10 protein-coding genes are annotated in these 13,992 nt (G+C 67.8%); 2 read left to right on the forward strand and 8 right to left on the reverse strand.

Features of this window, described 5'->3' with window-relative positions; genetic code table 11:
• Positions 1-7: 7 nt before the first annotated feature.
• The 8 genes from AACH32_RS15350 to AACH32_RS15385 all read right to left on the reverse strand — a co-directional run bounded on the left by AACH32_RS15350 (position 8) and on the right by AACH32_RS15385 (position 10,963).
• Entirely contained in the window at positions 8-1,561 is a 1,554-nt protein-coding gene (locus tag AACH32_RS15350; RefSeq protein ID WP_338601331.1) for an aldehyde dehydrogenase family protein, read from the reverse strand.
• Between the two features lie 26 nt (positions 1,562-1,587).
• Complete coding sequence (locus tag AACH32_RS15355; RefSeq protein WP_338601334.1) at positions 1,588-3,018, reverse strand: DUF362 domain-containing protein; 1,431 nt, start codon at positions 3,016-3,018, stop codon at positions 1,588-1,590.
• A gap of 9 nt (positions 3,019-3,027) precedes the next feature.
• A complete protein-coding gene (locus AACH32_RS15360; RefSeq protein ID WP_338601337.1) occupies positions 3,028-3,714 on the reverse strand; it encodes an SOS response-associated peptidase in 687 nt (228 codons plus the stop codon).
• Between the two features lie 34 nt (positions 3,715-3,748).
• Positions 3,749-4,456 (reverse strand): 6-phosphogluconolactonase, encoded by a 708-nt coding sequence (gene pgl / locus AACH32_RS15365; RefSeq protein WP_338601340.1) that lies wholly within the window; start codon positions 4,454-4,456, stop codon positions 3,749-3,751.
• Positions 4,457-4,460: 4 nt separating this feature from the next.
• Complete coding sequence (gene zwf / locus AACH32_RS15370) at positions 4,461-5,978, reverse strand: glucose-6-phosphate dehydrogenase (RefSeq protein WP_338601343.1); 1,518 nt, start codon at positions 5,976-5,978, stop codon at positions 4,461-4,463.
• A 140-nt stretch (positions 5,979-6,118) separates the two neighbouring features.
• Complete coding sequence (gene tkt / locus AACH32_RS15375) at positions 6,119-8,119, reverse strand: transketolase (RefSeq protein ID WP_338601345.1); 2,001 nt, start codon at positions 8,117-8,119, stop codon at positions 6,119-6,121.
• A gap of 220 nt (positions 8,120-8,339) precedes the next feature.
• Positions 8,340-10,232 carry an NAD(P)H-dependent oxidoreductase gene (locus AACH32_RS15380; RefSeq protein ID WP_338601347.1) on the reverse strand — a complete coding sequence of 631 codons (1,893 nt, stop codon included), beginning with the start codon at positions 10,230-10,232 and terminating at the stop codon, positions 8,340-8,342.
• Complete coding sequence (locus tag AACH32_RS15385) at positions 10,229-10,963, reverse strand: MerR family transcriptional regulator (protein ID WP_338601349.1); 735 nt, start codon at positions 10,961-10,963, stop codon at positions 10,229-10,231. Before AACH32_RS15385 ends, AACH32_RS15380 begins: the two co-directional genes overlap by 4 nt.
• A gap of 152 nt (positions 10,964-11,115) precedes the next feature.
• On the opposite strand from AACH32_RS15385, the gene AACH32_RS15390 reads away from it, so the two are divergent.
• Together AACH32_RS15390 and AACH32_RS15395 are read left to right on the forward strand one after the other, a co-directional pair.
• Positions 11,116-12,096 carry an ABC transporter substrate-binding protein gene (locus AACH32_RS15390; protein WP_338601352.1) on the forward strand — a complete coding sequence of 327 codons (981 nt, stop codon included), beginning with the start codon at positions 11,116-11,118 and terminating at the stop codon, positions 12,094-12,096.
• Positions 12,093-13,976, forward strand: coding sequence for a PDC sensor domain-containing protein (locus AACH32_RS15395; RefSeq protein WP_338601355.1), 1,884 nt, complete (start codon positions 12,093-12,095; stop codon positions 13,974-13,976). The genes AACH32_RS15390 and AACH32_RS15395 overlap by 4 nt, the downstream gene beginning before the upstream one ends.
• Positions 13,977-13,992: the final 16 nt, after the last annotated feature.

Raw genomic sequence — 13,992 nt, forward strand, 5'->3', positions numbered from 1 at the left:
CCATCCCTCAGTCGGCCCGGAACATGCGGGGCAACAGCCTGATCAGGCGGCGCAGCCCGGCGGCGCGGCGCTCCAGGCCGTGGCCGTAAAGAAACTCCACGAGGCCCTTGAGGCCCTGGTATTGCTCTCGGCTCTGAGGATACCACCACAGGTCGCGCTTGGCCCAAGGCAACAGGTCGTTCACGATGGTCTGCACCTGGGTCATCTCGTTGAAGCCCTCGCGGCCGTGGCTGCGGCCCAGGCCCGAGTTTTTGAAGCCGCCCCAGGGGGCCTCGGCCAGGCCGTGGCTCATGAGGTGGTCGTTGATCATCACCACCCCGGCCTTCACCCTCCGGGCCAGGCGCAGGGCCGCCCCCCGGTCCTTGGACCACACCGAGCCGGTGAGCCCCAGGTCCGAGTCGTTGGCCAGGTGCACCGCCTGGTCCATGTTGCCCACGGGCATCACCGCCACCACCGGGCCGAAGGTCTCCTCGCGCATCACCCGCATGCCGTGATCCACCTGGGTGAGCACCGTGGCGGGCAGGAAGTTGGGGCCCGCGGGGCAGGCGCTCTGAGCGAAAATCTTGGCCCCGTGGGCCAGGGCGTCGGCGATGTGGGCCTTGACCAGCTCCACCTGGCGCAGGGTGGTCATGGCCCCCAGGTCCACCTGGAAGTCGGTGTCGTAGCCCACCCTGAGCGCCCGGACCCTGTTTCCCAGGCGCTCCAGGAAGGCCGTGGCCACGCCGTGGTGCACGTAGATGCGCTCCACTCCGCCGCAGGTCTGGCCGGTGTTGACCATGCCCCCCCAGGCCGCCCCGGCGGCCGCCCGCTCCAGGTCGGCGTCCGGGCACACCAGCATGGCGTCGTTGCCCCCCAGCTCCAGGTTCACCGGGGTCAGGCTGGGCGCGGCCAGGGTCATCAGCTCGCGGCCCACCGCCACCGAGCCGGTGAAGAACAGCTTGTCCACCCCGGCCTCCAGCATGGCCGGGCCCGCCTGGCGTCCGGGCAGGTTGAGGCAGGTGAACACCCCCGGCGGCAGGCCCCCGGCGGCCAGGCAGCGGCTCATGGCCCGGGCCACCATCTGGGTCTCGCTGGCCATCTTGAGCAGCACGCAGTTGCCCGCCAGCAGGGCGCAGACCACCTCGGAAAAGGGGATGGTGAAGGGATAGTTCCAGGGGCTGATGATGCCCACCACTCCCCAGGGTTGGCGGGCCAGGCGGGTGCGTTTGTTGGCCAACAGCCACAGGGCCGGGCCGGGATGCGCGTCCTTGAGCCAAGCCTTGGCCTTTTTGGCGTAATAGTCGGCCGCCGCGGTGGCGGGCAAAACCTCGGCCACCAGGGCGTCGGTTCGGGTCTTGCCGTTGTCTCGGGCTATGGTCTCGGCCAGGTGGTCGGCGTTGTCGGCCAGGAAGTCGCGCACCTTTTGGATGGCCTTGGCCCGCTGCTTAATCGGCGTGGCCGCCCAGGCCGGTTGGGCCCGGCGGGCCGCCTGGGCCGCGGCCAGCACCTCCGAGGGCCCCTGCAAGGGCACTCGCCCGATCTCTTCGCCGGTGGCGGGATTGATGCAAATGGTCTCGTCCATGTTCAACTCACTCCAGGTCGTCGGTTTCAGCCCGCCAGCCTATGGCCGAGGCGCCCGGCGCGCATGCGCAGATAGGCCAGGTTGATGGGAAGCAGCAGCCGCAGGTCGAAGTTGGGGTTGGCCACCCCGCCCAGGGAGGCCAGGTAGTGCACGTGGTCGGCCACGCTCATGGTGCAGGCCGGGGCGTGCAGCCAGCGCCGCCCCCGCCCGGCCAGGCAGCGGCCCAGGGCCTGGACGGTCTTGAAGATCAGGTCGTTGCCGGGCCGCCGGTGGGGGTTGTGGGCCTGGGGGGGCAGGTAGCTGGGCTTGATGATCACCGATTCCCCGTCGATCTCCCCCTGCCAGGAGGTGCAGGACCCGGCGAAGAGCACCTTTTCGTCCGGGGCCAGGTTCAAGGGCCCCTCCACCCGCCCCACCACGTAGCGCACCTTGCCCATCTTGCTCTCCACCAGGGGGTCGAAACCCCGCAGGATGTGCATGGCTTCTTGCAGGGCTCCCGGACAGCCCCCCCAGCAGTAGTCGCGGGAATGCGCCTCGGGAAAGGCGCCCACCGTGCAGGTGAGCGGACCGTCCTGGAAATAGTCGTCCACCCGCTCCAAACAAAACTGAAAGTTTTCGGTGCGCCGCTGGACTTCGTCCAGAGGAAAGTCGCCGCAGATCTCTATCTCGTTCAGGTCCAGGGGGCCCAGGCCCCGCGCCGCGGCCAGCTTCAGGTGAATCAGCTGGGACGGCTGCACCCGCACCATGGCGCAGCCCACCGCGTCCACCGCGCAAGGGTTGGTGCCCATGACGATGGCCCCCAGATCAAAGGGGTCGGGGGTGAGCATCATTTTTTGCCCGGCCACGATGCCGTCGATGGCGATGAAATCCTGGCCGGCCGCCTGGTTGATATCGGCTATCTTGTGTTCCAAAAAGCTGTTGTGATCCAGCAGGCGGTGGGGGTCGTCCTGGATGCCGATGAAGTTCTTGAGGCTCAGGGTCATGCGGGTCCAGGGATGGGCCTTGAACTTGGGCAGGTTGAAGATGAAGTCCGCCTCCAAGACCGGCCGGGGCAGGTAGATCTCCCGGCGCAGGCCGCCCGCGCCCACGGCCACCCTGCGGTGGGGAGTCTCGTCAAAGTAGTGGGCCTTGGCCCCCTGGCGGCGCAGAACCGCGGGATAGCCCGCCTGGTCGAAGCAAAAGCGGGTGGGCACGGTGATGCCCGAGCGCTCGCCCACCCCCAGCTCGCTGATTTCCGGGCCGCCCACCTTTTTGGCGGCCATCAGCGCCCCTTCCAAGAACTCGGGGCGGGTGTAGGCATAGGGAAACACCTCGCGGTGGGCCAACACCACGTTGGGCTTGGCCAGCACCTTGCCCCGGGGCTTTACCCCCAGCTCGGCCATGCCTTCGGCGATGATCCCGGCGATTAGGCCGGGGTCGTAGCGGTCGCAGCGGCGGATGATCACCTTGGGCTTCACGGCGTCCCCCTAGCCAAAAAGTTCTCCGGACACGGCCACCGGCTCCAGGAGCTCCGGTCCCTCGCTGGCCGCCGAGTTGACCCGCCGCGATACGGGATGGGCCTGCATGTCCCGGGCCGCATAGGGCCGGAGCAGCCCGCCCAGCTCGGCGGGCGGGGTCTCGGGGTCCAGCCAGGCGGCCTCGTCCCCGGGCTGGAGCATCACCGGCATCCGCTCATGGATGGGCGCCACCACATGGTTGGCCGTGGTGGTGATGATGGTGAAGCTCCTGAGCTCCTCCCCCTCCGGCCCGTGCCAGCGATCCCACAGCCCGGCCAGGGCAAAGGGCGCCCGGTCCCGGCGGGCCAGAAAATAGGGCTGCTTGCCCTGGGCGGTCGAGGCCCACTCGAAAAAGCCGTCCGCCGGCACCAGGCAGCGGCTTCGGCGAAAAGGCCCGCGATAGGCGGGCTTGTCGGCCACGGTCTCGGCTCGGGCGTTGATCATCTTGTAGCCCACCCGCTCCTCTTTGGCCCAGGCGGGCACCAGGCCCCAGCGCAACAGCTCGCCGCGCCGCCCCTCTTCCCCGGCCAGCACGGCCAGGGCCTCCTGGCCCGGCGCCAGGTTGAAGCGGGGCGCATACCCCGGCGGCCCCGCAGAGAAGCTGAACCGGTCCTGGTATTCGGCGAGGCTTTTGCTTTGGGTGAAACGGCCGCACATGGTGGGACTATTTGAGCACAGCGGAGGCCGAGAATCAATCGCCGGCCGCCGCCCGGTCCAGGTACAGGAGCAACTCCTCTTGGGGCCGCAGACGGGCGGCGGGCATCTGGGGGTCGCCGCCACGCAGACGGGCCACCACCGGGGCCTTGGCCGCTCCGCTCACCAAAAGCAGTATCTGCCGGGCCTGGTTGAGAGCCCACAGGCTCAGGCTCACCCGAGGCACCGAGGGCTCCAGGTGAGCCGGCGCGGGCACCGGCACCACCCAGGCCGCGCCCTGGGCCAGGCCGTGGCCGCCGGGGAACAGGCTGGCCACGTGGCCGTCCGGGCCCAGGCCCAAGAGCGCCAGATCAAACTCGGGCCGCCCCTGCTGCGCAAAATAGCCCTTGAGCCGCCACTCGTAGTCCCGGGCCGCCTCCTGGGGGGCGAGCTGGCCCCGGATGGGATGGAGGTTGTCCGGGGGCAGGGCCTGGGGCGGGCCCAAGGCGGCCAGCGCCGCGCCCCGGTTGCTGTCCGGGTGCTCGGCGGGCACGCAGCGCTCGTCCCCCCAAAACACCTGGGTCTGGGCCCAGGGAAAGGCGGGGTCGCCGCCCATTAGCCGATAAGCCTCCAGGGGGGTGGAGCCCCCGGCCAGGGCCAGGCTGAACTCCCCCCGGGCCTCCACCGCCCGCAGCGCGGCGGCGCGCACGAACTCGGCCGTGGCCCGGGACAGGGCCGCCTGGTCCTCGAATACCTCCACTCGCATGGCCCTACTCCAGCGGGTTGTTGTAGGGGTGGCCGGGCCAGAGCTTGGCCGCGTCGCTGGGGCCCCAGCTGCCCGCCCGGTAGCGGTGCAGACGGTCGGCCCGGTCGCCGCATTGCTCGCAGGCCTCCAACACCGGGTCCAAAAAGGCCCAGCAAAGCTCCACCCCGTCTTGCCGCCAAAAGAGCATCTGGTCGCCCAGCATGGCGTCGACCAGGGCCTTTTCATAGGCCTCCATGCCCTGGCGGCCCGCCTGGTCCTGATAGGAGAAATGCAGGCGCACGGTGCGCAGGCCCACCTGAGCCCCCGGCTGCTTGGCCTGGAAATAGAGGGTGATCTCCTCCTTGGGCTGGATGTCCAACACCAGGCGGTTGGTCTGAATGTCCTCTCCCAACACCCGGCGGAACAGGGAATGGGGCACCTCGCGGAAGTTAATGGTGATGCGGGTGAGCTTTTCGGTGAGGCGCTTGCCGCTGGTCAGGTAGAAAGGCACCCCCTGCCAGCGCCAGTTGTCCACGTACACCTTCATGGCGGCAAAGGTGGGGGCCAGGGAGCTGGGGTCCACCCCCGGTTCGGCCCGGTAGGCGGGCACCGGCTTGCCGTCGATCTCCCCGGCCTCGTACTGGGCCAGTACCAGGTAGTCGTACAGCTCCTCCAGGGGGAAGGGGCGCAGGCTGCGGAACAGCTTGGTGCGCTCGTCGCGCACCCGGTCGGCCTCGAAAAGCGAGGGCGGCTCGGCGGCCACCAGGGCCAAAAGCTGCATCATGTGGTTTTGGAACATGTCCCTGAGCACCCCGGCCTGCTCGTAGTAGCCGGCGCGGTGCTCCACCCCCAGGGTCTCGCCAGTAACGATGGACACCTGGTCGATGAAGTTGCGGTTCCACAGGGGCTCGAAGATGGCGTTGGCAAAGCGGAACATCATGATGTTTTGCACCGTCTCCTTGGCCAGGTAGTGGTCGATGCGAAACACCTGATGCTCCTGGAAGCCTTGGCCGATGGCCCGGTTTAGCTCCCGGCTGGATTCCAGGTCGCGGCCAAAGGGCTTTTCCACCACCAGCCGCCGCCAGCCCCGCTCTTCTTGCGACAGCCCCGCCCGGGCCAGGGTGACGGCCATGGTCTGGTAGAGAGTGGGGGGAATGGCCAGCTCCAGGATGCGGTTGCCCCCCACCCCGTGCCGGGCGTCCAGTTCGTCCAGGCGTGTGGCCAGGGCCTGGTAGCTCTCCACCTGGTCGTAGACCACCGCCTGGTAGTGCAACCGGTCGGCAAAGGCCTGCCAGGCGCCCATGTCCAGGCCCCTGCTCTCCACCGCCTGGCGCATTTTGTCCTGAAACTGCTCCCGGCTCATCTCGCTGCGGGCCGCGCCGCAGATGTAGAAATGCTCGGGCGTGGCCCCGGAGGCGAACAAGCGGTACAGGGCGGGCACCAGCTTGCGCCCGGTGAGGTCGCCCGAGGCCCCGAAGATCACCACCGCGCAGTCTTCGGGCCGCTTGAGCGTATCCGGAGGGTTCAACTTGTCTGGGGCCATGTCCTACTCCCAAGGTTGTTGCCCGGCGCGCTTATCGCATCTTCAGAATAGCAGATCGATGCCACTCCCCGGCCAGCCCCAAAAATAAACCCGGACGGGAGACGTGCTCCCGTCCGGGTCTTGATTCGCCAAAGATCGCTTTATTTGGCCACGAGCTTCAGGGCCGTGTTGACCACGTTGTCCAGGTTGAAGCCCAGCTTGTCCATGACCACCGGGCCGGGGGCGCTCTCGCCGAAGCGGTCCAGGCCGATCACCGCGCCCTGGTCGCCCACCCAGCGTTCCCAGCCCAGGGTGGTACCGGCCTCGATGGCCAGGCGGGCCTTTACCTGGGGCGGCAGCACCTTGTCTTTGTAAGCTTGATCCTGGTCTTGGAAAAGCTCCCAGCAGGGCATGGACACCACCCTGACCAGCAGGCCCTTGCCTGCCAGTTCCTTGGCCGCGGCCAAGGCCAGGGTCACCTCGGAGCCGGTGGCCATGAGGATCAGCTCCGGCGTGGTTTTGCTGTCCTGGAGCACGTAGGCTCCCTTGGCCACTCCCTTGGCGATGGGATGGGCCTGGGGGTCCAGGCAGGGCAGCTTCTGGCGCGAGAGCACCAGGGCCACCGGGCCGTGCTTGTGCTCAAGGGCCAGGCGCCAGGCGGCGGCGGTCTCGTTGCCCTCGGCCGGGCGCATCACCGTGAAGCCGGGCATGGCCCTGAGGGACATCAGGTGCTCCACCGGCTGGTGGGTGGGGCCGTCCTCGCCCACCCCGATGCTGTCGTGGGTGAAGATCCAGATGCTGTGGCAGCCCATGATGGCCGACAGGCGCAGGGCCGGGCGCATGTAGTCGCTGAACACGAAGAAGGTGGCCCCGTAGGGAATCACCCCGCCGTGCAGGGCCATGCCGTTGACCACGGCGCCCATGCCCAGCTCACGCACCCCGAAGTGGATGTTGCGGCCGCCGGGCTCCTGGCCCAGGCGCATGTCGCCGCTACCCGCGATGAGCGTCTTGTTGCTGGGGGCCAGGTCGGCCGAGCCGCCCACCAGGTTGGGCACCTTCAGGGCCAGGGCGTTGAGCACCTTGCCGCTGGCCGCCCGGGTGGCGATCTTCTCGCCCTCCGCGAACACCGGCACCTCGGAATCCCAGCCCGCGGGCAACTGCCCGGCCAGCTCGTCCTGCAGGCGGGCGGCCAGATCGGGATACTCGCCGCGGTAGGCGGCAAAGGTCTTTTGCCAGGCCCCCTGCTCTTTCACGCCCCGCTCCTGCCCGGCCCGGAAAAACTTCAGGGCCTCATTGGGCACGCAGAAGTTGTCGGGCTTGCAACCCAGGGCCTGGCGGGTGGCCTCGATGGCCTCGGCCCCCAGGGGCTCGCCGTGCACCCCCGAGGTGTCGATCTTGGGGCTGCCGTAGCCGATGTGGGTGCGCACCGCGGTGATGCTGGGCTTGCCGGTCTCGGCCCTGGCCGCCTCCACCGCCGCGGCCATGGCCTCCAGGTCGTTGCCGTCGGCCACCTTTTGGGTGTGCCAGCCGTAGGCCGCGAAACGGGCCATGGCGTCTTCGGTATAGGTAAGCTCGGTGTCGCCCTCGATGGAGATGTGGTTGTCGTCATAGAGGTAGATGAGCTTGCCCAGCTTCAGGGTGCCGGCCAGGGAGGCGGCCTCGCTGGCCACGCCTTCCATCAGGTCGCCGTCGCTGACGATGGCGTAGGTGTAGTGGTCCACAACCTCGTAGCCGGGGCGGTTGTAGGTCTGGGCCAACCAGCGCTCGGCCAGGGCCATGCCCACGCCCATGGCGAAGCCCTGGCCCAGGGGCCCGGTGGTGGCCTCCACCCCGGGGGCCACGCCGTGCTCGGGGTGGCCGGGGGTCTTGCTGCCCCACTGGCGGAATTTCTTGATGTCTTCCAGGGAGAGGTCGTAGCCGGTCAGGTGCAGCATGGCGTAGAGAAGGGCCGAGCCGTGCCCCGCGCTGAGTACGAAGCGGTCCCGGTTGGCCCACAGGGGATCGGAGGGGTTGTAGTGCATGAAGCGGGTCCACAGCAGATAGGCCATGGGAGCCGCGCCCAGGGGCATGCCGGGGTGCCCGCTGTTGGCCTGCTCTACCATGTCGGCGGCCAGCATGCGGATGGTGTTTACGGCCAACTGCTCCAGATCCTTGTCGCTCATCACGCCTCTCCCGAGGTTGGAGTGCAGGGAAACAGAACCGCGCCCAGCCCCGTGGCCGGCGATCCCTTTCCCGGATTGTGCTTGTCACCATGCGCCGGGGCCAGAGCCCGGCCCCCCAAGACTATGCCAAACGCTTTCGCATGACAATAGTCTTTGGCGACCCCAATACAAGGGCCAACCGGGGCCGGCGCGGCCCCGGTCGGCCGGTTTTGGCGCGGCCTCAGCGGCTGGCGAACATGCCTCCTAAACGCATCAGCAAGCTGATGTCGCCCTGCACCTTGTACAGGCCCTGCATGAAGGCGGCCTGGCCGTCCTGGCGGCCGTAGGCGATGTCCAGCCAGACCTGGGCCGGGGTCTCGATGGTCAGGGTGGGGTTGTCGGCCTTGCCCTCGTGGAAGGCGCAATTGCCCCCGGCTATGCTCAGGTAGGCGTCGAAGTTTTCGGTGCCGCTCACCTTGAACTGGATCGTCGCCTCCAGGCCCTGGGCCTGGTCGGGGTGGAAGGCCTGGGGCATGCCTTCGATGAGTTGGTGGCAGTTCTGGGGCAAATCCGAGGGGTGGGGGCTGGCCAGGCGAGCCTGCTCGGCCGCGTCGGGCCCGGCCTGCATCATCTTCTTCTGCTTGCGCTCGGCGATCATATGCTTTACCCAGGCCTCCCGCCCCGCATCGCCCAATTCGGACGTGGGAGCCCAGGTCTGGTCCGTGTACTTCTCAAACCCCTGGAAGAAACCCTTTTCCTCCCAATGGCGATAATCGGCCTGCATCACCCCGTCTTTGTTGGCCTTCACCAGCCAGCCCATGTGCAGATAGAAGAACAGGTCGTGGCTGGTGCCGGGGTAGCGCCGCTTTTCCTTGACCGCCCGGGCCAGGTCGCGGGCCAAGTCGCGGGCCCGGGCCTCCACGGTTTCCCGCCCCAGGAAGCCGCCGGGGCCGGTGGCCATGGCCGTCAGGGTGCCCACCGAATAGGACCCGTAAACATGCAGCATCTGGGCCAGGTAATCGGCCACCTCCACCTCCTGGAAAACCGCGGCCACGCTGATGGCCAGGCCGGGCTTGTAGGTGTCCCGGGGCTTGTGCCCCCAGCCCAGGCTGCGGTCGATGAAGGTCTTCATCTGGGCGGTGACGTGGAAGAAGTACACCGGCGAGGCCAGGATGATGCCGTCCGCCTCCAGGAGCTTTTTCACCAAACCGCGGTGGTCGTCGGGAATCCAGCACTTGCCCTTTTCCAGGCACACGGCGCAACCGGTGCAGTAGTCGATCTCCTTGTCGTTGAGGCCGATGACCTCCAGAATCAGGCCTTCCTCCTCCAGGGTGGGGCGCAGCATCTCGATCATCTGCGCGGTGTTGCCGATGGCCCCGTGGGGCGAGCCGTTCAGGGCCACTATGGTCTTTTTCGCGGACATGGTTTCCTCCGTGGTCTGGCGCGCCATGGCAGGCGGCGCGATAGGCTCGGACGCGGGGCGCGCGGCGGGCGACGGCGAGGCGCTCCCTGCCAGCGGCTCCAGGCCCAGCTTGCGTTGGTAATAGGCGGGATATTTTTTGGTGAAAGGCAGCCCCAGGCCCAGCATCAGGCCCAGGGGGATCGCTCCGGTTAACAGGGCCTGGGCCCAGGGACCCGCCAGGGCGGGCAACCGGGCCGCCAGGGTGGCGCTGAGCGCGGCGGCCAGAAACAGCAGGCACCAAACCAGGGTCATGTTGCGGTTGATGCGCCGGAAAACCTCGGTTGCCCACACCGCCTCGGGGGTGTTGCGCTTGGCAAAGGCCTCGGTAAAAGGCGGCGCGCCAAAGGCCCAGGGCAGGCTAACCCCGGCCAAAAGCACCCAGTACAGCCAAGCCACGGGCCCGGCGGCCAGGGCCCGGCCCAGGCCGGAGGGCCAAAGCCAGACTCCGGTCACGGCCAAGAGCAGGAAGGCCCCAAAACTCAGGTCGATGGCCGTGGCCCGTCCGGCCCGGCGCAGGGGAGCCAGGGCGGCCAGGGCGGCGGCAAAAAGGCCCAGGGCCAGCCAGCGCATCGGGCCCAGCGGCCATCCGCTGGCCTGGCCCGCGGTGATCAACACCGCCGAGGCGGCCATGGGCGCCAAGCCCAAAATCCTCCAGCGGCGGGTGGAGTTCATGAAAGCATCTCCTCGTCCTTAAGGTGGTGCGCCTTGGCCACCCGGTGCTGGAACAGGCGATCGATCACGTAGATGCGCATGGTGCGGGCCGACTGGGTAAGGGCCAGGGTCATCTCGGCGTCGGCGGCGGGGGGCAACTCCTTGGTAAGCCGCAGACGCAGGGCCATCTCCTGATCCACGATCATGGCGCCCAGGCGGTTATAAAAGGACAGATCCTTGGGGCTCACCCCCCTCTCCATGTCCCGGGCCAACATCCGCCCCACGGCCAGGTCTTGCTGGTCGAAACGCCCCGGCTCCAGGGGGAGCAAGAGCCCGGCGTCCTGGCAACTTTTCAGGGCCTGGGCGCTCAGGCCGCTCTGACGCAGGAACTCCCGCTGGTTCAACATAGGGCCCTGCCCCTGGCCGAAGATCTCCTGCCCCAAGGCGATGAGAGCCTCCAGGTCCTGCCCTTGAGCCTGGGCTTCCAGGATGACCTTGATCTTGCCCAAAGGCAGGCGGTGTTGGCTCTGCATGCGCTTGATCAGCTGGGCCCGCTCCACGCAGGAAGGATGGTAATAGGCCATGTTGGGGCTGGTCTTCACCGGGGCGGGCAAGAGCCCTTGCTCCACGTAATACAACAGCGTGGATTTGGGCAGGCCGGTGGCGGTCACCAATTGGTTCATGCGCAGGCCCAAGGAGTCGCCCGCGCCGCCGCCGTCTCTTTGGCTTGGTTTTTTGTTTTTAGCGCTCATGACTCCAGGCTAGGCCGGGCCCTGTTTTATGTCAAGTGTAAAGTGCCACCCTACACTTTTTATTTAATGCCGGCGTTTCCCCTGCCCGCCCTATTGCCAGGGGGGGGCGGCGGGGCTACCATGGGGCCGGAGGTAAACCGGCGATGCGCCTAATGGATCGTGGTAAATTTTGGGTTGCGGCCCTTATGGCCTGCGCCCTGCTGTTGGCCGCGGCCCCGGCCGGGGCGCTCACCAAGGTGAGCCTGCAGTTGCAATGGGTGCATCAGGCCCAGTTCGCCGGCTTTTACCTGGCCCAAGACCTGGGGCTGTACCGCCAGGCCGGCCTGGAGGTGGAAATCCGCCCCGGCGGGCCGGGCGTGGATCCCCTGGGCGAGCTGGCCGCGCGGCGTTGCGACTTCGCCCTGAGTTGGCTCTCCGAGGCCATGGTGGCGCGCTCCCAAGGGGTGGAGCTGGTCAACCTGGCCCAGTTGGTCCAGCGCTCGGCCCTGCTGCTGGTGGTTTTCAACGACAGCGGCATCCGCAACATCCGGGATCTGAACGGCCGCAAGGTGGGCCTGTGGCGGCGTCAGTTCGCGGTGCCTCCCCGGGCCCTGTTCGCCAAGGCGGGCATCCAGGTGGAGGAAGTGAACCAAAGCGTGTCCATGGCCCCCTTTCTGCAGCGGGCGGTGGACGCGGCCACGGCCATGCTCTACAACGAGTACGACCAGATCTACCAGGCCGGGGTGGACCGGGACGAAATCACGGTTTTCGACTTCGCCGAGCAGGGGCTGAACTTCCCGGAAGACGGCCTCTACGCCATGCAAGACACCTGGAAGCAGCGCGCCCAGGTGTGCCGGGCCTTCACCCGCGCCAGCCTGGAGGGCTGGCGGCGGGCCTTTGCCCAGCCCGAGCTGGCCCTGGCCGCGGTGATGAAGCGGGTGAACGCGGCCAAGCTGGCCAGCAACCCGGCTCACCAGCGCTGGATGCTTAAAAGCATGCAGGATCTCTACACCCACCGGGTGGGCACCGCGCTCCTGGGCCAGCTTTCGCCCTACGACCTCTTGCAGGTGAACCGCATCCTGGTGTCCCAGGGCTTTATCCCCGCGCCGGTGGAGGCCCAGGGCTTCGTGGCCGAGGCCTGGAAAGAGCCATGAGCGATCCAGGACTGAAACCGCGCTGGCTGCGCCTCAGGGCTCGCTTCGTCATCTTCGTGCTCAGCGGGGTGGCGGTGGTGGCCACGGCCATGGCCCTGATCAGCCATTGGGAGGCCTCCTCGGCCCTCCTGGAGTCCAGCCAGGAGCAGCTGCTGGATCTGGCCTCGGCCCAGGCGGGGGAGTTGGCCCGGCGTCTGGTCAAGGTCAGCGCCCCGGCCCTGGACCTGGCGGTGACCCTGGAGGAGGTGGGCGTTTCCGGCGAGGCCATGGCCCGCCGCCTGCTCAGCCAAAACCTGGTGGCCAACCCCCGGGTCTACGGCATGGCCCTGGCCCTGGCCCCCTACTCCTTCGCCTCGGACCGGCGCGCCTTTTCCGTCTATGCCTATCGCTCGCCCCAGGGCCTCAAGGTCATCGACCTGGACAGCCCGGCCTATGACTACCCCAGCCAAAACTGGTATCTGGTGCCCACCCTGCTGGGCCATGGCGTGTGGAGCGAGCCCTATTTCGACGAGGGCGGCGGCGACATCCTGATGTCCACCTTCTCCGCGCCCATGGTGAAAAAGGGCCAGGTGCTGGGAGTGGTCACCGCCGACGTGGACCTGGGCTATTTGGGCCGGGAGGTGCGCTCCCTGGCGGTCAGCGAAGGGGGCTACGCCTTTTTGATAACCCGCCAGGGCACTTTCCTGGCCGGCCCCAAGGACGAACTGGTCATGCGCCAAAGCATCTTCTCCCTGGCCGAGGAGATGCACAGCGCCGAGCTGCGCCAACTGGGGCGGCGCATGGTGCGGGGGGCCAAGGGGGTGCTCCGGATCAAGGACCCCATTAGCAAGCGGGACGCCTGGTTGGCCTATGCCCCGGTAAAGGGGGTGGGCTGGAGCTACGGGGTGGTGGCCCCGGAAGACGCGGTGCTGGCCCCGGTGAAAAATCTGACCCGCCACCAGATGTATTTCGCGCTGGGCGGCCTGGGGCTCATGGGCATCGTGGTGTTTCTCATGGTGGTGGGGCTGACCAAGCCGGTGAAGCTGCTCACCCACGGAGCCAAGCGCCTGGCCGGGGGGGATCTCCTGACCAGGGTGACCGGCATCCGCCCCGGCGACGAGGTGGGCGAGCTGGCCCACACCTTCAACACCATGGCCGGAGACCTGCACGCCCACGTGGAGGAGCTCAAGCGCAAAAAGCAGCAGCTGGAAGACAGCCTGCACCGCATCGAGCTATTGGAGAACATCGAGAACACCCTGAGCAAGTTCGTGCCCGCCTCGGTGAAGGCGCGCATCGACGAGGCCCCCGAGGCCCCGGACCTGAACAAACGAGAAACCGACGTGTCAGTGCTGTTTTTGGACGTGGCCGGCTACACCAAGATGAGCGAGCAGGTGACCGGCGAGGACATGAACTTCTTGATCGAGCGCTACTTCTCCAGTTTCCTGGACGACATCTACCAGAACCACGGCGATATCAACGAGACCGCCGGGGACGGGCTGATGATCATCTTCCAGGACGACGACCCGGTGCAACACGCGGTGAACGCGGTGAACACCGCCCTGGCCGTGGAGCGCAAGGTGGCCAAGGTGAACCAGGAGTTGGCCGGGCGTTTCCAGCCGGTGCGGGTCAACATCGGGGTCAACTCGGGCACCGCGCTGGTGGGCAGCTCGCGCTTCGAGGGCCTTGCGGGCACCCGCTGGACCTTCACCGCCAGCGGCTCGGTGACCAACAACGCGGCGCGCATCGGCGCCCTGGCCACCGAGGGCAAGATCTTCATCGGACCGGAGACCGCCCGGCGGGTGGGGGACCGCTTCGAGATCGCCGGCATCGGCCCCCAACGCCTGAAAAACGTGGCCGAGCCCTTGGAGGTGTTCCAGGTCTTGGGCGCCAGGCCGGCCTAGGACGTCAGGCCAGCGG

This window comes from Desulfoferula mesophila, from assembly GCF_037076455.1.
Classification (GTDB): Bacteria; Desulfobacterota; Desulfarculia; order Desulfarculales; family Desulfarculaceae; genus Desulfoferula; species Desulfoferula mesophila.

Excerpts from the sequence above, each read along its gene's own strand:
- AACH32_RS15360 (WP_338601337.1), bottom strand. The coding sequence starts at position 3,714 with ATGTGCGGCCGTTTCACCCAAAGCAAAAGCCTCGCCGAATACCAGGAC.
- AACH32_RS15385 (WP_338601349.1), bottom strand. The coding sequence starts at position 10,963 with ATGAGCGCTAAAAACAAAAAACCAAGCCAAAGAGACGGCGGCGGCGCG.
- AACH32_RS15390 (WP_338601352.1), top strand. The coding sequence starts at position 11,116 with ATGGATCGTGGTAAATTTTGGGTTGCGGCCCTTATGGCCTGCGCCCTG.
- AACH32_RS15380 (WP_338601347.1), bottom strand. The coding sequence starts at position 10,232 with ATGAACTCCACCCGCCGCTGGAGGATTTTGGGCTTGGCGCCCATGGCC.
- AACH32_RS15395 (WP_338601355.1), top strand. The coding sequence starts at position 12,093 with ATGAGCGATCCAGGACTGAAACCGCGCTGGCTGCGCCTCAGGGCTCGC.
- zwf (WP_338601343.1), bottom strand. The coding sequence starts at position 5,978 with ATGGCCCCAGACAAGTTGAACCCTCCGGATACGCTCAAGCGGCCCGAA.
- tkt (WP_338601345.1), bottom strand. The coding sequence starts at position 8,119 with ATGAGCGACAAGGATCTGGAGCAGTTGGCCGTAAACACCATCCGCATG.
- pgl (WP_338601340.1), bottom strand. The coding sequence starts at position 4,456 with ATGCGAGTGGAGGTATTCGAGGACCAGGCGGCCCTGTCCCGGGCCACG.
- AACH32_RS15350 (WP_338601331.1), bottom strand. The coding sequence starts at position 1,561 with ATGGACGAGACCATTTGCATCAATCCCGCCACCGGCGAAGAGATCGGG.